At 31.3% G+C, this 20,723-nt stretch carries 21 protein-coding genes; 2 read left to right on the top strand and 19 right to left on the bottom strand.

The window, feature by feature from the left end:
* Positions 1–101: 101 nt before the first annotated feature.
* The gene (locus tag ACYUCW_RS10285; RefSeq protein WP_004249214.1) at positions 102–2,051 is read left to right on the top strand and encodes a TonB-dependent receptor plug domain-containing protein; all 1,950 of its coding nucleotides are present in this window, start codon (positions 102–104) and stop codon (positions 2,049–2,051) included.
* A 107-nt stretch (positions 2,052–2,158) separates the two neighbouring features.
* Here the strand turns inward: ACYUCW_RS10285 and ACYUCW_RS10280 are convergent, their stop codons facing one another.
* The 19 genes from ACYUCW_RS10280 to ACYUCW_RS10190 form a co-directional block, all read right to left on the bottom strand.
* On the bottom strand, positions 2,159–3,205 hold the full coding sequence (locus ACYUCW_RS10280) for an IpaD/SipD/SspD family type III secretion system needle tip protein (RefSeq protein WP_004245823.1): 1,047 nt from the start codon (positions 3,203–3,205) through the stop codon (positions 2,159–2,161).
* Between the two features lie 60 nt (positions 3,206–3,265).
* Positions 3,266–4,096, bottom strand: a complete 831-nt coding sequence (locus ACYUCW_RS10275) for a hypothetical protein (protein WP_004250136.1) — start codon at positions 4,094–4,096, stop codon at positions 3,266–3,268.
* Positions 4,097–4,120: 24 nt separating this feature from the next.
* Positions 4,121–6,280, bottom strand: a complete 2,160-nt coding sequence (sctE, locus tag ACYUCW_RS10270) for a type III secretion system translocon subunit SctE (RefSeq protein ID WP_036971437.1) — start codon at positions 6,278–6,280, stop codon at positions 4,121–4,123.
* A 4-nt stretch (positions 6,281–6,284) separates the two neighbouring features.
* Positions 6,285–6,803: a type III secretion system translocator chaperone SicA gene (gene sicA, locus ACYUCW_RS10265; protein ID WP_004245829.1), complete on the bottom strand. Its 519-nt coding sequence runs from the start codon at positions 6,801–6,803 to the stop codon at positions 6,285–6,287.
* A 121-nt stretch (positions 6,804–6,924) separates the two neighbouring features.
* A complete protein-coding gene (locus ACYUCW_RS10260; RefSeq protein WP_004250135.1) occupies positions 6,925–7,986 on the bottom strand; it encodes an EscU/YscU/HrcU family type III secretion system export apparatus switch protein in 1,062 nt (353 codons plus the stop codon).
* Positions 7,979–8,296, bottom strand: coding sequence for a flagellar biosynthetic protein FliR (locus ACYUCW_RS10255; RefSeq protein WP_460408536.1), 318 nt, complete (start codon positions 8,294–8,296; stop codon positions 7,979–7,981). The genes ACYUCW_RS10260 and ACYUCW_RS10255 overlap by 8 nt, the downstream gene beginning before the upstream one ends.
* Positions 8,271–8,753 carry an EscT/YscT/HrcT family type III secretion system export apparatus protein gene (locus ACYUCW_RS10250; protein ID WP_460408534.1) on the bottom strand — a complete coding sequence of 161 codons (483 nt, stop codon included), beginning with the start codon at positions 8,751–8,753 and terminating at the stop codon, positions 8,271–8,273. Before ACYUCW_RS10250 ends, ACYUCW_RS10255 begins: the two co-directional genes overlap by 26 nt.
* 5 nt (positions 8,754–8,758) lie before the next feature.
* Positions 8,759–9,007: a type III secretion system export apparatus subunit SctS gene (sctS, locus tag ACYUCW_RS10245; RefSeq protein WP_004249210.1), complete on the bottom strand. Its 249-nt coding sequence runs from the start codon at positions 9,005–9,007 to the stop codon at positions 8,759–8,761.
* Between the two features lie 5 nt (positions 9,008–9,012).
* Positions 9,013–9,672, bottom strand: coding sequence for an EscR/YscR/HrcR family type III secretion system export apparatus protein (locus ACYUCW_RS10240; RefSeq protein WP_036919144.1), 660 nt, complete (start codon positions 9,670–9,672; stop codon positions 9,013–9,015).
* A 3-nt stretch (positions 9,673–9,675) separates the two neighbouring features.
* Positions 9,676–10,311 carry a FliM/FliN family flagellar motor switch protein gene (locus ACYUCW_RS10235; protein WP_460408533.1) on the bottom strand — a complete coding sequence of 212 codons (636 nt, stop codon included), beginning with the start codon at positions 10,309–10,311 and terminating at the stop codon, positions 9,676–9,678.
* Positions 10,312–10,396: 85 nt separating this feature from the next.
* Positions 10,397–10,606 (bottom strand): hypothetical protein, encoded by a 210-nt coding sequence (locus ACYUCW_RS10230; RefSeq protein ID WP_230629721.1) that lies wholly within the window; start codon positions 10,604–10,606, stop codon positions 10,397–10,399.
* Positions 10,603–11,781, bottom strand: coding sequence for a type III secretion protein (locus ACYUCW_RS10225; protein WP_163748575.1), 1,179 nt, complete (start codon positions 11,779–11,781; stop codon positions 10,603–10,605). The genes ACYUCW_RS10230 and ACYUCW_RS10225 overlap by 4 nt, the downstream gene beginning before the upstream one ends.
* A complete protein-coding gene (locus tag ACYUCW_RS10220; protein ID WP_004245836.1) occupies positions 11,762–12,223 on the bottom strand; it encodes a hypothetical protein in 462 nt (153 codons plus the stop codon). The genes ACYUCW_RS10225 and ACYUCW_RS10220 overlap by 20 nt, the downstream gene beginning before the upstream one ends.
* The gene (gene sctN / locus ACYUCW_RS10215; protein WP_036900336.1) at positions 12,207–13,505 is read right to left on the bottom strand and encodes a type III secretion system ATPase SctN; all 1,299 of its coding nucleotides are present in this window, start codon (positions 13,503–13,505) and stop codon (positions 12,207–12,209) included. Before sctN ends, ACYUCW_RS10220 begins: the two co-directional genes overlap by 17 nt.
* A 3-nt stretch (positions 13,506–13,508) precedes the next feature.
* Positions 13,509–13,922 (bottom strand): InvB/SpaK family type III secretion system chaperone, encoded by a 414-nt coding sequence (locus ACYUCW_RS10210; RefSeq protein ID WP_004245838.1) that lies wholly within the window; start codon positions 13,920–13,922, stop codon positions 13,509–13,511.
* A gap of 8 nt (positions 13,923–13,930) precedes the next feature.
* Positions 13,931–16,030: an EscV/YscV/HrcV family type III secretion system export apparatus protein gene (locus ACYUCW_RS10205; protein ID WP_004249202.1), complete on the bottom strand. Its 2,100-nt coding sequence runs from the start codon at positions 16,028–16,030 to the stop codon at positions 13,931–13,933.
* 26 nt (positions 16,031–16,056) lie between these two features.
* On the bottom strand, positions 16,057–17,133 hold the full coding sequence (gene sctW / locus ACYUCW_RS10200; RefSeq protein WP_004245840.1) for a type III secretion system gatekeeper subunit SctW: 1,077 nt from the start codon (positions 17,131–17,133) through the stop codon (positions 16,057–16,059).
* Positions 17,134–17,137: 4 nt separating this feature from the next.
* Positions 17,138–18,853, bottom strand: coding sequence for a type III secretion system outer membrane ring subunit SctC (gene sctC, locus ACYUCW_RS10195; RefSeq protein WP_004249201.1), 1,716 nt, complete (start codon positions 18,851–18,853; stop codon positions 17,138–17,140).
* Complete coding sequence (locus ACYUCW_RS10190; RefSeq protein ID WP_004245842.1) at positions 18,837–19,592, bottom strand: helix-turn-helix domain-containing protein; 756 nt, start codon at positions 19,590–19,592, stop codon at positions 18,837–18,839. Before ACYUCW_RS10190 ends, sctC begins: the two co-directional genes overlap by 17 nt.
* 289 nt (positions 19,593–19,881) lie before the next feature.
* On the opposite strand from ACYUCW_RS10190, the gene ACYUCW_RS10185 reads away from it, so the two are divergent.
* Positions 19,882–20,723 (top strand): hypothetical protein (locus ACYUCW_RS10185; protein WP_460408530.1); only part of this gene is annotated, 842 nt, incomplete at its 3' end.

Raw genomic sequence — 20,723 nt, 5'->3', positions numbered from 1 at the left:
TTGACTGATAAAGATGAGTGCCTACATTAGGTAAGCACTCACTTTGTAACTTTAACTTGCGTCTATCGTTATATAAATAATTATATATTGAGATTAAAATAATGAAACTAACACCTCTATGCTGTTTATTCCTTGTTCTACTGCCTTGCAGTGTAATAGCCCAGACAACTTACCAGCAATCAATCCCTGATGTATTAACCGTTTGGAGCAGTCCCATTGCGGCAAATCCCGATGTATTAACACAACAACAAATGCTCGAACAAAATAAAGTCAATGCGGCACAAGCACTGGCAACATTACCTGGTATTGTGATGCAAAAATCAGGTAATCGTAACGAATATACCCTTAAAGTACGTGGTTTTGATAGTCGCCAAGTTCCGGTGTTCTTTGACGGTATTCCAACCTATGTGCCTTATGATGGCAATCTCGACTTAGCGCGTTTTACCACTAACGATCTCGCCAGTATCGAAGTTAACAAAGGTTATACCTCATTACTGCAAGGCCCTAATCTGATGGGAGGTGCAATTAATATCACCACCGCAACGCCTCGCAAACCATTAGAAGGTCATATTGCTTATTCGCAAGGTTTTGCTCGTGGTGCTGATTATGCTCATAACATGAGTGCTCGTTTAGGAGCACGTACTGAATATGGTTTTATCCAAATTAGTGGCAGTCAACTCCAGCAACGTTTTACCCCCATACCTAATGCAGATGAAAATAATAACGCAGTGGGGACACATGGACGTCGTAGTCATTCAGCAACAGATGATAAACGAGGAATGATCAAAGTGGGTTGGACACCACGCGCTTCTGACGAATATACCCTCACCTATGTAAAACAAGATGGTAATAAAAATAGTCCACCGAATAGTGATCCTAATGCCAAAGGTCGATATAAATATTGGGCATGGCCAGATTATAATAAAGAGAGTTACTACTATAGTGGTGTGACACAACTTACGGATAGCATAAATCTACAAAGTCGTGCTTATCATGATAAGTTTGAAAATACCCTTTATATGTATCCTAAAAAAGGTAATAGGGTCGATTATAGCCATTATGATGATCACAGCACAGGCGCTGCATTACAATTCGGTATCGATATGGAGGAAAGTGATCTGCTCTCTTTTGCGGTACATTGGAAAGATGACGTTCACCGTGCCCAAAAAGAAAAAAACGGTGATTGGGTACGTTTTAAAGATAGAACTTGGTCATTAGCCACAGAATATCAATGGGTAGTGAGTAACGATCTTGATGTCGTTGGCGCCATAAGTTACGACTGGCGCAAAAGTATCGATACAGATAAAAAGGCTGATAACAACAAACAAAATGCCATTAACTGGGAAATCATGGCTAAATATTCATTAGCCAATGACGATAATATACGTTTTACAATCTCTGATCGCAGTCGCTTCCCTACCCAAAAAGAGCGCTATACCACCGAAAAACCCAAAGATGGATCAAGAGGGATTATTAACCCCAATTTAGATCCAGAACGCGCATTATCCTTTGATATGACCTACGAAGGTTATCTCAATGAGAAATGGGGCTACCAAACTAGCCTATATTACAATCGTGTAAGTGATGCCATTATGGCGCATACGCTTTATCGTCACGGTGAAGCGCTATTTCAAAACCAAAACAGTGGGCGTGTTGATTATCTAGGCTTGGATATTGGTACTAAAGGGAAAATGACCGATTGGCTAGAACTTGGCCTAAATTATAGCTATATCCATAGTGATCCAAAGCAAGTTGACCATATTGAAGGTTTACCAAAACATAAAGCCTATATGTGGTTAACCTTTATTCCTGTTGAACAAGTGCGCTTTACTATTATGGAAGAAGCACAAAGTTGGACTTATAACCGTATAGATGAGAATAATAAACTGGCTGGCTATACAAAAACCGATCTACGGTTAGATTATGATGTTGGATATGGTATTTCAGTTAATGCTTCCATTAATAATCTTTTTGATAAATCTTATCAATATACACAAGGTTATATAGAAGATGGCCGTAATTATTGGTTAGGCGCTGAATATAAATTCTAATCAGCTCAGTCAATTATAAGTAAAAGCGCTATTAAAAAATAATAGCGCTTATTTTTCAATATTCATAAATCCATATTTTATGCAAAAAATAATCTATTAATAAAATATCAGAAACGTAAAAATCCTTTTGCCATTTCTAATAAAGTGTTCATTGTACTACTGACAATCTTAACAAAATTATCATAATTACTATTTGCTGTACTGTATTTTTTGGAAAGTTCATCTAAATTAGTGTTAATTTTCTTATCTAATGCGTCGATGGTTTTTCTGAATAACTCAAATTCTGTTTGATTAATATCATCCGTGTTAGATACCTTCTTAGATAGATCATTTAGCAATTTTTCTAGGTCAGTACAATCAATTCTACCTCGACAATCAATGTCAACATCAGGCTCCCCCCCACGCCTTTGTATTGATACACTTATTCCATTTATACCTTTTAATAGTTTTTCTAACGCATCTGCAGCATTATTTACCTGTTGTAGATCGCTATAATGAACTTCTTGGCCATCAATGGTGCGTAAATATGTCCCATCCTTTTGATGTTGAAAAAACAAACGAGATTTAAAAACAAAAGGATCGTCGACAGTACCTGTTGGATTTTTATATTTATCTCTAATGTTAGATAAGTCATTAAAAAAAGATTTAAAATCAAAATTCACCGTACCTTCTTTACTTCCTGCTTTCTGATATTTATTTAAATTAGATATGGTTTGCCTTAGTTCATTGACAAAATTCATGTAGTTAGAAAAGATATCCTTTAATACATCTAGATAATCCGCTTTGCCTGAAACAATAGATTGTTTAACATTATTAAAAAGATCACTTAACGAATCAGTCTCATAACTATTATCTTTTTTTCTAAGATCATTTAGATCATTAGAAAATTGATTTAAAAAATCATTTTTATCATTAATGGTTTTATTATAATCATCATCTAAATAATAATATTTATCTGTATCAGGTAACTTCTCTATAAATTTATTCTTTCTATTATTATCATAATTCATATCTTGATATTCCCGATTAGGTTCCCAAGATAAAAAATCCTCATCTTCTAGCAGGTTTTCGAAATAATTATCAGTATTTACTCTAGTATTTAAATGAGGTAAATCGTTAATCCCCTCAGTATAAACTGAAATATCATTAGACATAATCTTAACCTTTTATATTAAATAAAAGTTTATAAAAAAAATATGATTTTATCTTTTAAATTAAGCTCTTACATTTGAAGAAATCGTAGAAGCTGCATCCTGCTGAGCATGAATTATCGCTTCTATTGCTTGTAATAATGCTCTTATGACTTCAGTCACTTCTCGCTGTATCTCATTGTTATTATTAATCACATTATTATTAATACTTCCTCTCGCATCCAATACTTTTTGTTCACCTTCAATTGTGCTACTTTCAGATTGTATAGTTTGGTCTGCAACCCTTGCTAATGGCTCTGCCAAAGATGAAATAGTATTTCCCATCACTATGGTTGGATTGGAATGCCCAATAAGCTCTTTCCCCATCCCTTTAATAGAAAAAGTGGCTCCCATACCATGTATAGCCATAGAAATACCAGCACTAGTAATTGCAGAACCAATCATAATATTGGCTTTTTTATTAAGATTATCTTTTACTTTATCGGCTATATCCAATTCAATGTTCATTAGCATCACACCCATTTCTCTGGATGCTTCAAATTTTTTTATCATTGTTTCTAAATATTTAACAATGAGATCTATTAATTTTATCATATCGTCTGAAACAAAATTAAAAATCCCCGTTTTTTCTATTTTAGCATGATCGTAAATATCATTATCATTATCTACTTCTAATGAATCTAATATCTGTTTAAGATCTGGTTTGGTTATATGTTCTGGTTCAGATAAAACAGGCTTTAGATTAATTCTTTCTATTCCTGTTAATTTACTTAAGCTAGGTTCTACCTCTTTATATAACTTATTTCTATCAATAATACCTTCACCTTCATCAGAATTATTGATTGTAGTTTGATAGTGATTAGATACATTATCACTATTAATCTTCATACTCATATTTATACCTCACTAATTTTTTATTTAAATAGATATATTTCTTATCATGTCTGATTTTAATTTATTACTTACTGAAGATTTATCGCTGAGGTTTTTTAAAATATCTGTTATAGAATCAATATTCTCATGATAAGTTTCCATTATCTTATCCATTAATTTTTGAATAATATCTAAAACTGCAGTTAATTTTTTACTACCGGCAATAGACTGGATTATTTTTGACGCGATAACAGAACCATAAATATTAACAGTATTTGTTGCTGCTGAATTGGTTAACTTAGAAGCAACCACCGTTCTATTCAACATAATACTTGCTTTTTTAGAAATCTCTTTAGCTAACTGCTTATCAATTTTTTCCAGTGCTTCTTCAAGCGCTTTAATAATGATATCTTTGATCATTTTCCCCAATACCGCTTCAAGTCCATCATTGAGCACTTTTTTTAGTATTTGTCTAATTTGCTGATTCGATATTTTATTAACCGCATCTGAAATACCTTTCATAGCAGGCCCAATAACAAAACTCAATGCCGTAGCGGCAACAAATAAAACGACTGTGACCAGTATTTTAGTTGCCATTTTCAATTTGTCTTGTATTGAATTTTTCATCTCTTCGATGATTTTTTTATCTAGCCCTAATTCTTTGAGTCCATCCAAAGAACTATTAACTAAACTCACTAAGAAATCACTAACCTTATCGATAGCTTCCATAACCGCATCTGATATGGGTTGCATAATCTCATCCATAAACGATTTATTATGAATAGATTGATACACCTCATCAGCAATAGTTAACCCAGTATCAGCAACAAATAAGGTTGTTGCGACTCCTACTAATACCATTGAAGAGCCAGCGGTAAAAATAGAAGAAACACCTGCAACAAGCGTTAATAATCCGCCTAATATTTTTAAACCAATACCAGCCCAAAACTGAATTTCTTCTTGTTTTTTGATTAATGATTTTTGCTCTTCAACTTTATCTTTAAGTGATTTTTCAGTCACCTCTTGCATTTCATTAAAAAGTTTCTGTTCACTTTCCGAACGATGTAACATGACCTTTAACGTCAACTCACGTGTCTTAGATAACAGAAATGTCAGTAATGACATGCCGGATAAAGAGTTAGATGCAATTTCAAGCTCCAAGGAACTTTGTGAAATAGTCAGCTCTTTAAATAGACCTCTTATTTCTGCTAATTGTTTTTTTATTGATTCACTTTCTTTTTTGTTGATCAATGCCTTTAATTCATCAGAATGTGAAGTAATTTTATTGATTTTATCTTCATTTAAAGAAATATTTGGTAGGTAATTAAAAGAATCATCAAAAAAACCATCCAATTTTTTAGATAAATTATCTAGTTCATCTAATGAAAGCTTAGAAAAATCACTAGGAAAGTTTAAGAAAGGGAAAACATCTTCAAGGGCTTTTTCCATATCCGCTTTAGAGTGAATATTTCCTAATAATAACTGTTGAATTAATGAATCAGGAATATTGCAATTATTTAAAAAACTTTTAACTTCAGACTCTTTTTTGAAATTCTTTTCTTTTATTTGGCTATAAACTTCCATCCAGTAATCAACAAAAGCACCTTTGGTTTTATCAAGCTCATTGAAGCCAGATTTAAAAAGTTCTTTTAAATCATCTATGCCATTAGATAGCTTTTGTAATTTATCTCTGTAATAATCAAATTTCTCTGGATCTTTAATTTTATTCAAAATATCTTCATGTATAACATGCTGGTAAGATAATTGTAAAAATAAAAAATCATAATCTTTGTTGGATTTTTTATTTTCTAAATGATCGGGACCGGAAGTAGGTAATGATGAATTTTGTTGTGCAGATACGTCAAGATGATCATCTTTTTTTTTATTATTCTTCGGTTCTTCTTCTGCTAAGGAAGGCTTAGTATTGTCTTCATCATTTTCTAGTGAAAATGTCGTCATTTTATATTGTGGATCATCTTGAATATTAATTCTTTTCTCATTCCTCTCCTGTTCATGAGGAGCTCTAAGAAGTGGTATATCAAACTTACTTTGATTCTCCTTCTGTTGTTGAGTAGTCACATAATTACTTATATTATTAATTGCATTTGCTTGCTTAGTAGTATTTTTAATAACATTTTTTACTTCTTCAGAAACAAAAGGCGAAGCTAATCTACTATGTTCATTACTTTGATTAATCTTATTCATACTATTATTCCTTTTCTTCCTTTTCTTCCTCTTTATTAAGGACAACAAGAGGAATATCTTTTAATAGCTCTAAATAGCTATTAGCCTTCTCTTTTATCGTTTGATCATTAATATTTTGAGCCACCTGATGAAAACAATATTTAGCTTTTTCTTTTTCACCAATTGATAAATTACATTGTCCAGCATAAAAAACAGGTCGATAATCATTTTTAGCATTTAGATAAGCTAAAGCATAAAGATCGATAGCTGCTTGATATTGCTTTTTTAATTGATTAACTGCAGCAAGTCCCATAATGTAATCAACATTATAAAAATCATAGAGACATAAAAACTTAAAAATCGCCTCAGCTTCATCTAACTTCCCTTTCTGATAAAAATCATACGCAAATGAATAAATCCCTTCCATAAATCCATCTGGAATTTCACTTTCATCTTTGATAGATGCGCCATTTTGTACAATAGAAACAATGTAGTTTGCGAGCTGATCTAATTCTTTTTCTGACATTTTTTCATATGCTGACATTATGATAATCCTTTCATCTATGATGAATAATTAATAATAATATTCTAACTTAATTATTAATTACCCACTTTAATAAAACACACGTCTATATTCATAATTATAAATATTTCGACTAAATTTATTAATTATTGATATAGTCCATTTCTTCTCGAGATAACCCTTCAATTTCTACTCTTTTTAGCCAAATAAGAACATCCATAACATCTAATAAATCTTGATCTATTATCACTTCAAATAAATGATATTTATGATGTAACTTCCTTGCTAATTCAGGATAACGAATAACGGGCGTGCCAACTTTTTTGGCATAAGCCTTTACTGCTAATGCTTTAGCATTAGTACAACTCAATGAAACTATTGGCATTATGCCATTATCAGGATCGAAGTAGATACCTACCGCGACATGTGTGGGATTGACAATAACAGCTGATGAGTCGCGGATCACACGTTTCATTGGCTCATCGAGTAATTCTTGATGAAGTTGTCTACGTACCGATTTTATTTCTGGATTTCCTTCCATATTTTTATGTTCTTGCTTAACTTCATGTTTTTCCATCATCATATCTTTTATGAATAAAAAGAAATCAGCAATAATATTTAAAATAAGAATAGGTATCGATAAAATAAAAAATATAAATATAAAACTAACAACTAATGAGCACCATTTATCAATCACCCCCTCTAAATCAGCGCGATATAGTATAACGACTTCCCCCATATGTAAAATCATGAAAACATAACAAGTTATTAAAAATATAATAATAAATAATAGTGTTTTTAAAAAATCTTTTATTGTTCTTATGCTAAATATTTTTTTAAATCCAGAAATGGGGTTAATATGATTAAAATCAATTTTAATTGCTTCAGTGGCAAGTTTAAAATGGGAGCTAAATAGAGAAGGGATTGCGCCAGATAAAAAAGTCACAATAATGATCGGTAGTACAATATCAAAGAATAATTTTGATATAACTTCAACATAACTCTTTAAAGAAATACCTGTTGGATGCAGTAAAAGTGATTGATAAAATTGATTAAATTCATCCAACTTCACTTGATTAAATAAATATATAACACCAATGAAATAGACTAAACCAGAAACCAGTTCTTTACTTTTAAACGATTGTCCTTTTTTTGCTGAATCATCAAGCTTTTTCTGTGTTGGCTTTTCTGTTTTCTCAGCCATGATAAATACTCATAAAAATAGAATAAAAGTATCTACTGTTAAAAAAATGATATAATTCATTCGTCATTGCTGAGGTAAAAAAGAGCAGTAATACTAAAAAAGCGATAATACCTTTGATACAAAGAGAGAGAGAAAATGCATTTAGTTGAGGACAAAATAATGAATAAACCCCTAATGCAACTTCACTTAAAAACATAATAATTAATACAGGAGAAACCAAAATAATTGCCACTTTAACCATATCATTTAGCCAATGACCGATAAAATCGTAACCGATATTTTTATTAACATACCCAATAGGAAAAAACATCGTAACTCTCTTTTATGGTACTCATTAAAACAACGAGCCCACCTGTAGCTAAAAAATAGGCCATACAAAACAATCCGGTTAATGACGCAAATTCTGACGATTCAATACCTGTAGTAGGATTAATTGTATCTCCTATGCTTGCTCCTCTTTGATTATCAACGAATTCTCCAAACGCAGAAGCTATCCAAAATGGCGTGGCAAGTAGCAAGCCGATAACTAGACCTATAATTAACTCACTAATTAGAACAATAGCCCAAGTCTCTCTTAAAACCCCTGTTATCGTGATGCTAGGTTTTATTCCTAATGCTATATAAAAAATAATAATATATTTTAATAATTGACTATTGAGAACTCGACTATTGAGGAATGGAATAAACATAAAAATAGGAAATAATCTAGCAATGAGCAAAAAAATATCGATTAAATAAGATTGTATATATTGCAACAGTACTAGCATGATCGTTACCCAGCTAACCCAATCGTCAACATCTCTTTAGCATAAATTAGTAACTTATCTCCCATCCATCCCATCATCATAAGTAAACAAACAAAAACCCCCACAAGCTTGACACCAAAAGGTAAAGTTTGCTCTTGTATCTGTGTGATCGTTTGCAATAGCCCAATAAGCAATCCAATAAAGGTCGCGATAGCAATAGGCGCAGCTGAAAGCAATATAATCAAATAAATAGCTTTATTAGCCGCATAAACCATATCCACTAGTTCACCGCCATCAAATCAAGATATTGATTAATGAGTCCCTTAGATAACAGTCCCCAACCATCCATAGCGATAAATAAAATAAGTTTTAAAGGTACAGATAATGTAATAGGGCTCATCATCATCATACCTAATGCTAATAAAATGCATGAGACAACTAAGTCAATAACAATAAAAGGCAAATAAAGATAGAAACCTATAATAAAAGCAGATTTTATCTCACTAAGTGCATATGCCGGTAATAATGATAAGAGTGAATTTTCTATATTTTCTTTATCACCATCATTATTTGGTCTATTCTCTTGCGCTTGTTCAAAAAAAGCTAATAAATCAGGATCTGAGTAATGATAAAGGTATTTTTTATAATCGCCTAACGCCTCATTTGAAAATGACTCGATCGCATCTGGAGATGACATATCCACTTTATTTTCAATAACATAGTAACAAATATTTTTAGTAATTGGTGTCATAACAAAAAGCGCCATCATTAAAGCGATAGCATTAAGTACCATATTAGAAGGAACTTGCTGCACACCTAATGCATTACGAGTCATGACTAAAACGATAGAAAACTTTAAATAACAAGTTCCTGCAGCAATAATAAAAGGAGCCAATGTGGCAAGAGCTAGGATCAAGATTAATTGTGTTGAGCTTTCCATATGTTATTCGCATTTTATAGATAATTTATTAATTTCTACCGCTAACATATCTTTAATTTTGATTAATTCTCCTTGGGCAATAGCTTTACCATTTGCTAAAATATTGATATGACGAATGGCATTATCAGGTAAAATAAATTTCTTCCCTGGTGTTAATTCTTCAAGTTGATCAATTGATAATGTTTTATTGGCTAAAAGAAAAGATATTGTAATCGGAATAGCGCCAATTGAATTTAAATCAAGTGATTGAGCTAAATCAATGCTGTCTTCTATTATGGCATCGTTTTGCTCATCCTCTTCATTTTCTTCACTATTTTCAACAATAGCATCTAATGTCACACAATTACCCTCATCCCATGAAAAATAAAAATATTTTTTATCACCAACATTAAAAGAAAAATGGATATCATCTATTAATAAAACATCCCCTGGTAATATTGTTTTTAATAATGAAAGTGATATTTTACTGTAACCTAAAATAAAACTTGTTATAAAACCTATTTTATTTTTTGGAAATACTGTCAATTCATATTTCCATTTAATATCGCAAATAAAAACATGACCTAATGTGGTATGTACACAAGGATAGCAAGATCCTTTTTCAGCACCTAAACAGATATTATCAACACATGATGACATTGGCTCTTTAGAAAAAGGAAATAATAATGTTGATAAAGATTGTGAAAAAAGAGCAATTAAATAGTTTTCAGGTACTAATTCCCAATCAATTTTTTTTTTCAGGATATAAGTTATCCATGACTTGACTAACTGAAATTAACGCCGTTAAGGTTCCTAATTTATTCTCACATCTCAATACAAAATATAGCTGTTTTTCTGTTATTTTTTTTGTACCAAAGATAGAAGATAATATTACCATGTCATTAATTTTATTTGTTTCTTTATGGTTATTATCTACCTCTACGTTAATACTCATTCATTTTCATCCTCTCTTCCATAAATAGCATTAATAGAGTTGATATACCACGATTTATTTTTATGGCTATTAGTTAGATCTATGGATAATCCCCCATTATATTGCTTCAAATTCTCTAATGCTGTTTGATAAACGCGTCCTGAGGAGGCAATTAACTGAACTTGTTTATCAATAAAATGAATTTTAGCCTGATGATAACGACTCTTCCATTTTGTAAATGTATAAGTAATGCTTGGTGGTAGAGTCAACATAGATATTTTTTTATCTATTACTTGCCAAGCAGGTAGCTGTGAAACCATTTTGGCTACTTTTGGTAATGCAATTACCGTTTTTATTGGTGTAACTTGCGAAGAAAAAGGAACAACTTTATTAGTTTCAGTGATATTTTCTTGATAAATTTCCGGTTCTTCTTTTGTATCAACTTTTGATACGTTATTTAGCGGCATTGCCATACTAGACTCAATATTTTTGTATGCACTGTTATTCTCTTTCTGATGAATTTGAGCCTGTTTTTCCTGCTTAGTTGCACTGCTAACTAAATCAACATTATCATTATTAATGGGTTCTTTTTTAATTATTTTTTCTACTAACTTAATATACCGTTGTTGATTTATTTTTTTATCTACGAAAATAGGAAATACTGAACTCTTTTTTGCCGATAAGAATTCATTAACCATCGTTTTAACATTGTTTTTTCTTATTATGTCTTTAATGACAGTTTTTTCTTCTATTCCTACATGGGGTTGTAGTTTGTATTTATCTATCTTAGATGTTTTTTTATTTATTCTCTGATCAGTGAGCTGTGCTTTTTTTTCTTCTCTTCCTATATATAAAGAGTTAAATCCTTTTTTTATATTTATATCTAAAGATATTTTTTTAGTTTTAGAACCACCAGATGATAATAAATACCGATGACTTAATAGCAAACCTTCATAATTTTCTGGCATTTTATCTTCCTGAAGATCTTGCTCATCGTTATGACTGGCAATATTGTCTTTTAAACTCGCTATTTTTTTAAGTATATCTAATTTCTCTGCTAATTTTTTTATACTTTCAGGTGTAAGCTGACATTTATTCAAATACCTATTTACGCTATAAGACTCAGTTGGAATATCACTTTCCGTTTTTTCACTAGATAGCGTCATCTTATTTGAGTTAGATATTCCCTGAACCATATAATGCTATCTCCTGTATTTCATTCTGCTCTAACCTTTCAATATATAGCTCTTTCTCTAATGCTTTTCTTTCAAAATAAAGTGTCATTTTATTTTGTTTTTTGACGGCCTTTTGTCGTTGTTTTTTTAGCGCCTCACTCTGTTTTTCTAAATCATTCAGTTTATCCTTTATTTCTTCAACTTGAGCGACATAAAAATTTATTGAATGTAAAACAATAGCTTGCTTCCTTCTTTGTTGATGAAACGAATGAATTGAATAAATACCGGCTTTTTCATAAGCGGGTACTTCACTCTTTAAAGCACTAATTAATTGCTCTTGCTCTTTTTTCTTCTGTTCAGCTTCTGTAATAAGTTTTTTATATTTTAATTGTTCTTTTTCTATTTTTTTTTGCCGTTGGGCAATGGCACTAATCAATGCTTGATGCTTAAGCGGTAATCTCATACATTTGTTCTAATGTTTGTTGAAAATCGGCTTTTTCTTTAAAGGATTGAGTAAGAAAGCTTTCTATCTTGGCTTGTTTTCTTACCGCGATATCATTTAATTCGTTATCTCCTTCATGATATTCTCCTAACTCTTGCAATAACTTAACATCTTGTAATCGCATCAATATTTGTCTTATTTTTAAAGCAGATTTTTGTTGTTTACTATCAGTGACTTGTTGAAAAACCCGACTCACACTACCTAATACATCAATAGCAGGATAGTGCCCTGATGCTGCTATTTTTCGAGATAAATAAATATGTCCATCTAAAATAGAACGAATTTCTTCACCGATCGCATCTGGCTCATCATCACTCTCTAATAAAACAGTATAAAATGCCGTAATGGAGCCTGTTTTTGTTACCCCTGGACGCTCTAAAATAGCGGGAAGTTTATCAAATACAGATGCTGGATATCCTTTACGTACGGGCAACTCACCCGCTGTTAATGCGATATCCCTTAACGCTCGACAATAACGAGTCATAGAATCAATAAATAAAACGGCATTTTTTCCTTGTTGACGAAAATATTCGGCAACCGTTGTTGCCACTAAAGCCGCATTACACCTTTCTACCGCTGATTGTTCTGAAGTTGAGCAAATTAAAACCGTATTTTCACATCGCTTATGTTGCTTTAATTCTTCAATAAACTCTGTAACTTCTCTTCCTCGTTCACCAATCAAGCCAATAACAAAAACATCGGCCTGTGCAAAACGGATAATCATATTCATTAACATCGTTTTACCCGTTCCTGCACTAGCAAAAATCCCCATTCGTTGCCCCAATCCACAACTTAATAATCCATCAATAGCACGTATACCTGACTTAAATAGTGTTGTAATAGGCAGCCTATCACTAAACAAAGGTGGCCGACCTTCGATAGGACATAAGGTATTAAAGGTCTTCTCTGCTATTTCTGTATTAAATCGTAATAAGCAATTTCCTTTACTATCAATCATGCTGCCTAATATATGTGGGCCTAGGGCAACTGAAAATGTTTTTCCTGTTGGCTCAACTATAATTTGTAAAGAGTAACCTTGAGCGCTTCCCATCATACTTAATATTGCTATGTTATTATGAAACCCAATAACAATAGCTTCACCGAGAATATTTTCACTGAAAATATTCTCTTTTAGTTGGCAGACCTCCCCAATAAAAACATCACGCAACATCACTTCTAAAATATTTCCTTGTATTCGTAAAGGATGCGCTGCGTTATGAAACATTAGAAATCGGGCGTTCATTATTTAGCCAATAAACCGTTGATGTATACTATTCATAATTTGAAAATAGTCATCAATGGCTCTTGCCATGCTTTCTCCATTTTGCAATGCAATTGGCATAAATGATGCTCTTAATTCTAAAGAGTCCTCAATTCTCACCAAGGCCGGTTGTCCAGGGTAAAAACTTTCTGTTTGATTATTGATGCTATCTAATAATAATTCGGCACTAATTTGTGTAAGTAATTTTTCATCATAATCACAAAGCACCGACCAAATCATAGGAACCTCGTCAACAACCAATAAATTAATATCTGGCATATCACCTAAACTAATGGTAATGGTTGAATGGTTATCGATTGATTTCCCCCCTGAAAATAAATCATTCCGACCAATAACATTCATTGCATCCATAAGTAAGCTAGCAAGATCAAAAGACATAATCACTCCTAAATAGATTGTAATACATTAATTTCAATATCAGATGTTATCTCATCATAAGATAATACCGGTATTTGAGGATATTGAGTTTCTATTAGTTTTTTTACAAAACGCCTTATATCTATTGATGTTAAAAATATATAATCCTGAATATATTTAATATCATCAATAACCATAGATATTTTTTCTATTATCATATCTAATTCAGCAGGTTCTAAATTCAATAATGTGCCAGAAGAACTTTGTCTTATTCCACTACGAATTATCTCTTCCATATCGTTAGATAAGATAATTGCATTAAACTTCCCATCGGTTGAAAAAAAATAACTAATATAACGAGCAAGAAGCGTTCTAATGTGTTCAGTAAGTAGCACGGGATCTTTTTCTTTGCTCCCCCATTGAACTAAGCCCCCTATAATAGTCTTTATGTTTCTAATAGGAATTTTTTCTTGTACTAATCGTTGCAAAACATCATTTATCCTCTGAATAGAAACTTGCCTATAACACTCTTTTAAAAGCTCAGGGGCACTCTTTTCTAATTTATCAAGGATATCTTTTGTTTCTTGAATACCAAGAAACTCTGTAATATTTAATGTGATCAGATCAGAGAATTTTCTATAAAAGTAACTTTCTGAACGTTCCGCTTTGTAACCTAATGGAGCTAATTTAGATTCATCATCACGCTCAATCCAATAATGGGTTTTATTATCATCTTCAATACTTATTAAGTTAAAGCCTAAAGAGAGCAATTCATCATTAGGATTTTCTATATGAAAAAGAGGAAAAGGACAATTAAGTTCTTTTGCTTTAACTTCGTTAATTAAAATAATAATTTTATCGTCATCTATTTTATCTGAATAGTGAATCACAATATCTGGTAATAATATACCATATTGTAAAATAAATTCTTTTTGTAACCATTTTTCAAAAACTATTTTTGTTAAATATGGTTTTTTCTTAGTAGAAAGAGTGATGATTAATGGCAAAGTTTCAGCTTGTGATAAGGTAATATTTTCTGTTAATAAACTATTATCTACTTCTTCCCCATGTTTACCAGAAAATAAATTTGACATAAGTCCTTTTTTACTGTCGGCATTAGTAGCATTATGATTATCTTTTTCATCTTCTGTTTTATATTCTTTTTTACTACTCTTCCATTTTATTTTAAAAAAGTAAACGCCAAGCATTACAGATAAAATAAGAAAAACAGGTGTGGGAAATCCTGGTAAAAAACCGATACCAAAAGCCAAAATAGCTGTAACAAGCAAAGCAAAATCTTGTGCCAATAGCTCATTCATAATGCTATAGCCCAAATTATTATTTTCACCACCGACACGTGTTACAATAAATCCGGCACTAATAGAGATAAGTAAAGCAGGAATTTGTGCAACTAATCCATCCCCTATCGTTAAAAGTGTATATGTATGTAATGCCTCTGTAATAGATAACCCCATTTGAGCCATACCTACCGATATGCCACCAATTAAGTTCACGAAGATAATGACAATGCCGGCTATCGCATCCCCTTTTATAAATTTCATGGCACCATCGAATGAACCATATAATTGACTCTCTTGTCCTAACTCTTTCCTTCTGATCTGAACTTCTTCATTCGTAATGATCCCTGATTTTAAATCAGCATCAATACTCATTTGTTTTCCAGGCATACCATCCAAAGAAAAACGAGCCGCGACCTCCGCTACTCGTTCAGATCCTTTAGTAATCACGAGAAATTGCACTATGGTCACAATGGAAAAGACAACAAAACCTACAACAAGATTTTCACCAATGACAAACTCACCAAATGAGGTAATGATCTCTCCTGCATCGGCATCTAATAATATAAGACGGCTAGTGCTTATTGATAAAGCAAGCCGGAAAAGAGTTGTTATAAGCAATAATGCAGGAAATGTCATAAAGTTCAGTATACGTTTAATATAAAATGAACTCATAAAGATAAGAATTGCAATAGTAATATTTAAACCTATAAGAAAGTCGACCAAATAAGTTGGCAAAGGTATAATTAACATCATTATAACCAGTATCATCACTGATAGTACGATAAGTTCTGGTTTGTTTTTTATTGCTAATAGAAACTTATAAATCATAAACTTTGCCAATAATTAATTGTTTTTTATTTTCTTAATTGATATTGCTCTTGCTTAATATAATTATCTATAATTTTTTGTATCATTATTTGGCATTCATTTCTAAAATCATCAGATAAGTATAATAATTCAGGATATTTATTGAACATTGTCTTTAACTGTTGTAGCAACCTCATTTTTATTTTAATAAAATAACCTTTCCATTGATTATCCATAAGTGATATTAAATATTTTTCCATTTGTTCTGGAGATATCATTCCATTAATAGTTAGTTGATAAAAATCATCTTCTTTTATAAAACTCTTTAAATCTTCTTTAACTAAATTTTCTATATTCATTTCTATAAAGCTATATAATAATCGTAATTTATTTACCTTTTCCAAAAGATAACCAAACTCTGAACTTTGGGAGCAACTTGGCATTAACGATTTCATATCACAAATCAAGCTCTGTGTTAGAAAATTCAAAATAATTGAACATTTTTTTATATCATATTTTTCTATCCACATTTTGAAAAAATAAATAGGTTCAATATCCAGAATAATGTAACTACGGTAAAGGTCTCTTAATACTGATGCATCTAAACAAAGTAATTTAGCAAAGGCTTTAGCTTGGAGAGCAATATTAATGCCTGCCTTAATTTGCTTACCCTCCTCACCTGCAAGTAACCTATTGATCTCATTTTCAATACCTGCATCTAATTGTGCACCTAATTTTTTTTTCCTGAGTAATTCTCGTAAAACCATAACGAGATCACTAGGATCAGGGAACATTTTACGTAAATATTGCAATAATTCCTGTAAACTTCTCCCCGATTTTCTAAATTGAAGCATCACCTTATCAAGTTTCTCATCAGCACCATCTTCTGCAATATATAAAGCTTCTTGCCCTTTATTGGCTTTTTTGTCTAATAATTTTCCTAATCGCTGAGAAAAAAGAGTTGCCACCATAGACATATCATCAGATATTTCTATTAATTGATTTTGATAATTTTCACTTTCGTTTATTTGTGGTTGCTTATATTCTATGTCTTGCTGACTTTCTTTACTAATACTGTTGCTGGCACCATTTGTCGAAGTTGCAGTATTAATTGGTCCGATCATAATATCACCTCATAAATGCCTGAATTTGTTTTAGCGCTTGAGATGTTTTTTTATCCATCGGTAAAAATGGGTGTTCAGTTAAAGAGTCCAATCCGTGCGTATCAGTTTTATCTAATAAACGCGGTTGTAACATAAAAATACGCACCATTTTTTTATTATTATCTGACTGATAGCTAAATGCTCGGCCAACTAAAGGTATAGCACTTAAAAAAGGAATTTTGTTTTCTGCTTTTATGTTATCTTCTCGTGTATATCCACCAATTAATAAACTACCGCCTTCAGAAACTCGGGCCACGGTGCTGATATTTGTGCGATTAATAACAGGTAATTTTTCAATCCCTTCTTCTCTATCTTCATCATCACTTTTTTTCTCGGCGCCATCTTCAAGATTGATAATCATCTCAATCTCTTGGTTAGTATTACTAATACGAGGCAATACACTGATCATAGTGCCGAATGTTGTAGATTCTAATGAAGCAACTCGCTCACCTTTAATTTGTGTATAAAAGGTGGTGTTATTATCAAATATGGCGGGGGTATTTTCTTGAGTTAACAAAATAGGACGAGAAACCATTTTAGCTTCCCCTTCCTCACTGAGTGCTTTGATTTTACTTAAAAAACTAAAACCAGATACAGCACTTAAACTAGCGGTATTAAAGAAAAATGTATTTTTACCCGAGCCATAACTCCCCTGCCAATTCACCCCCAAACTATCGGCTTTACTTTTAGAAATATCAATTATCCATAATGACAATTCAACTTGTCTTTTCGGTTTATCTAATTGTGAAATAAGTGAGCTAACTAAAGCTAAACCTTCTCGACTCGTTTTAACCAACAGGCTATTTGATCCAGGTAAAGGAACGAGTTCAACATTATATTTGCCCATTTGAGTGATAATCGGTGAATGAGTATCTTGTATATCGTTGGTAATTTTATCATCCTGATATTTATCATTATCTTCGATAATCTCACGCGCTCTTCTGACTGTTTTTTCTTTCTCTCCCGATGGCATAAATAGCTGTTGCAAAACCGTTGTTATACCTGGTAAAACCACTTTTTCATCACGTAATATATAGGTTCTATCTTGTACAAAAGTGTTTTTTAATGGAAATATCTGCACAAACTCATCGCCATAACGAGAGCTTCCGGTTGGAACTTGATTATTGATATTTTCATTAATTTGTTCTTGTACATCATTATCCAAAAGCTCAGCAGCAGCCTTAACTAAGCTAATATAAATAGGAGGACCTGAGAGATAAAAAGTACGCTGATCGTGACCTGCACGTAATGGGTAGCGGAGATCATATAATCCAACATCTTGTAGATACTCTTTCAGTTTACTCAAGCTGATATTTTTCACTTGAAATAGCTGTTGCTGTATCTCATTATCGCGATAAATATAAATAGATTCTCCGTCATTAAAATAAAGTAATGACAAACGCTTTACCATTAATTCAAAGGCGTCTTCAGGTGAAGAAATATCAAATTTTCCACTGATCCGCTCTTTTTTTACTGCGCTGCTTAGAATAAAAGGTTTATTTAATTTATCTGATAGCACTAGGAAAAACTGTTCAATATGTGTATTTACCGCAACAAAAACATCAGGTTTTTTAACCTGATGTGTATAAATAACCTTTCCTTCTGCCGCTTGAGTTGGCAAAAAGAAGCTATAAAAAATGATAATTCCAATGATACAGTAAATTTTATTTTTTATGTTCATAAAGATATTGGCCAATTCGCCGAAATTCAGTTGGTGTAATACCAAATAATGTCTTAATTTCATTAGAAAAATGAGATGCTGAACTAAAACCATTATCGACTGCAATCTGAGTCAATGATTCATCTGTTGATAGCGTTGTCAAAATAGAAGATGCCGCACGCCATGAACGTAATTGACTTTTACCACAATTACCTAAATAACGTTTACACAGCCGTCTAAAATGTGTCCCAGATACACCATATCGTTCACCTATTTGTGCAATATTGCTTTTTTTCTCATCCAAATAACTAATCAGATGTAATATAAGCCAGTAACTTTCACTGTGTCTTATTGTCACAAAAAGAGGTTCTAATTGGCTTTCATCTTTCAGTGCCTCATTAATAATCAGATGTTCTAATGTTCCACTCCCCTCTTTTATATAAAAAATTTGTTGATTAATATCAAAATTAGTGCCAACTGCTGTCATTTTTGAAAAATCTCTAGCATAATCAATAAATGCCAATAATCTGGCACAAATAAAAAATGATCTCTTTTCAATACGCCATGACTGATTTTCTGATTGAAAAATAACATTTTCATTTTTTGAATTATAAATAAAAGCCTTTCCCTTTATAATTTTAGTCGTTTTATCATCGTATATTCTTATTGGATATTCATCATTTAAAGGAATGCACATGAATAATAAATTCCCTGATAAAATATTTTTATCGCCACTTATTTTTATATCATTTATTAACATGGTAAATACCTCAGCCTATACTTATAATCTATTAAGGGTTCAAAAAAACAAACTATTTTTCAAAATGTTATTATAGCCATAATTTATAGAACACTATAATAATATAGCCTAGAATTAACTTTAAAAATAAATAACAATTCTCATTGATTATTATTAAAAAAACAACAGTAATATATCAACATTTATTTTCAAATAAAACACCTATGTTTTTTTAAAGAATTTTATTATTTATATGACTAAAATATATTTATAACATGAATTAATTAACATTTATTATTGGGTTAACTCTATGCTGTATTATATTTATGTTCTCAGTGGTCCTTTAAAAGGGATAATAACGCCTTTGCTACCTAATCAATACTCATTAATTCTACATAGTAAAGAACATATTGAAAATAAAATAGAAAATGAGAAATTAACACTTTACATTCCTTGCAACAAGAAAGAACATGAAAAGATAATTACGATTATGCTTGATGAGCATAATACAAAAAATAATAAATATAAAATAGAAGATGGTTTAATTTCTAAAGAAATTAGCAAAGAACTACCATTAGAACTCGATAAGCCTATATATATCAATAATTTTCCTATTTTCTTAATTAGTCATAAAGATGATTTGTCTATAACATCTTTTGATTTAAATTCAAAAAAATGGACAATTAATAGAAAAATCATTGTATCATTTATATTTGTTATTGCATTTTTTATAGTATCATTTACTTTTATGGATGTATCAAAACTATTAGAAAATAAACCAAAGGAATTGGCTTTTAAAAGTTCATATTCAAATGAATTCAAAGGAGAAAATGGTTATTTATGTATTTACACTGAACCTTACTCTTCTAAAAATTTAATAAAAGATAGTGATTCAAAAACAAAAATTTCATTTTTGAACAAAGAAAAAATTATCAAATTAGCAACTAATAATAAAATTCACGTTACTTTAAAAGACAACACTAAACCTATAGTGAGTTTTTTTTATTATAATAAAAATGAAAAGTTAAAAATCATTCAAGCCATCAATGACAATTTTCCCAAAAATTGTCAGCCAATCATAAAAGAATTATCAATTGCTAAAATTGTTGAAGAGATAAACAAGCTAAATTTCACTAAAACAATAGGATATAC

The sequence above is a fragment of the Proteus sp. MB838 genome (assembly GCF_054767435.1).
This window is presented reverse-complemented; position numbering and strand designations above follow the sequence as displayed.

What these genes read in the sequence shown, in the direction of transcription:
- ACYUCW_RS10190 (WP_004245842.1), bottom strand. Translation starts at nt 19,592, where the DNA reads ATGTTAATAAATGATATAAAAATAAGTGGCGATAAAAATATTTTATCA.
- ACYUCW_RS10275 (WP_004250136.1), bottom strand. Translation starts at nt 4,096, where the DNA reads ATGAGTATGAAGATTAATAGTGATAATGTATCTAATCACTATCAAACT.
- ACYUCW_RS10225 (WP_163748575.1), bottom strand. Translation starts at nt 11,781, where the DNA reads ATGGTTCAGGGAATATCTAACTCAAATAAGATGACGCTATCTAGTGAA.
- ACYUCW_RS10210 (WP_004245838.1), bottom strand. Translation starts at nt 13,922, where the DNA reads ATGTCTTTTGATCTTGCTAGCTTACTTATGGATGCAATGAATGTTATT.
- sctE (WP_036971437.1), bottom strand. Translation starts at nt 6,280, where the DNA reads ATGAATAAGATTAATCAAAGTAATGAACATAGTAGATTAGCTTCGCCT.
- ACYUCW_RS10220 (WP_004245836.1), bottom strand. Translation starts at nt 12,223, where the DNA reads ATGAGATTACCGCTTAAGCATCAAGCATTGATTAGTGCCATTGCCCAA.
- sicA (WP_004245829.1), bottom strand. Translation starts at nt 6,803, where the DNA reads ATGTCAGCATATGAAAAAATGTCAGAAAAAGAATTAGATCAGCTCGCA.
- ACYUCW_RS10255 (WP_460408536.1), bottom strand. Translation starts at nt 8,296, where the DNA reads ATGTTTTTTCCTATTGGGTATGTTAATAAAAATATCGGTTACGATTTT.
- ACYUCW_RS10240 (WP_036919144.1), bottom strand. Translation starts at nt 9,672, where the DNA reads ATGGAAAGCTCAACACAATTAATCTTGATCCTAGCTCTTGCCACATTG.
- ACYUCW_RS10250 (WP_460408534.1), bottom strand. Translation starts at nt 8,753, where the DNA reads ATGCTAGTACTGTTGCAATATATACAATCTTATTTAATCGATATTTTT.
- sctS (WP_004249210.1), bottom strand. Translation starts at nt 9,007, where the DNA reads ATGGTTTATGCGGCTAATAAAGCTATTTATTTGATTATATTGCTTTCA.
- sctW (WP_004245840.1), bottom strand. Translation starts at nt 17,133, where the DNA reads ATGATCGGACCAATTAATACTGCAACTTCGACAAATGGTGCCAGCAAC.
- ACYUCW_RS10235 (WP_460408533.1), bottom strand. Translation starts at nt 10,311, where the DNA reads ATGTCATCATGTGTTGATAATATCTGTTTAGGTGCTGAAAAAGGATCT.
- ACYUCW_RS10205 (WP_004249202.1), bottom strand. Translation starts at nt 16,030, where the DNA reads ATGATTTATAAGTTTCTATTAGCAATAAAAAACAAACCAGAACTTATC.
- ACYUCW_RS10260 (WP_004250135.1), bottom strand. Translation starts at nt 7,986, where the DNA reads ATGGCTGAGAAAACAGAAAAGCCAACACAGAAAAAGCTTGATGATTCA.
- sctN (WP_036900336.1), bottom strand. Translation starts at nt 13,505, where the DNA reads ATGAACGCCCGATTTCTAATGTTTCATAACGCAGCGCATCCTTTACGA.
- ACYUCW_RS10280 (WP_004245823.1), bottom strand. Translation starts at nt 3,205, where the DNA reads ATGTCTAATGATATTTCAGTTTATACTGAGGGGATTAACGATTTACCT.
- ACYUCW_RS10230 (WP_230629721.1), bottom strand. Translation starts at nt 10,606, where the DNA reads ATGAGTATTAACGTAGAGGTAGATAATAACCATAAAGAAACAAATAAA.
- ACYUCW_RS10285 (WP_004249214.1), top strand. Translation starts at nt 102, where the DNA reads ATGAAACTAACACCTCTATGCTGTTTATTCCTTGTTCTACTGCCTTGC.
- sctC (WP_004249201.1), bottom strand. Translation starts at nt 18,853, where the DNA reads ATGAACATAAAAAATAAAATTTACTGTATCATTGGAATTATCATTTTT.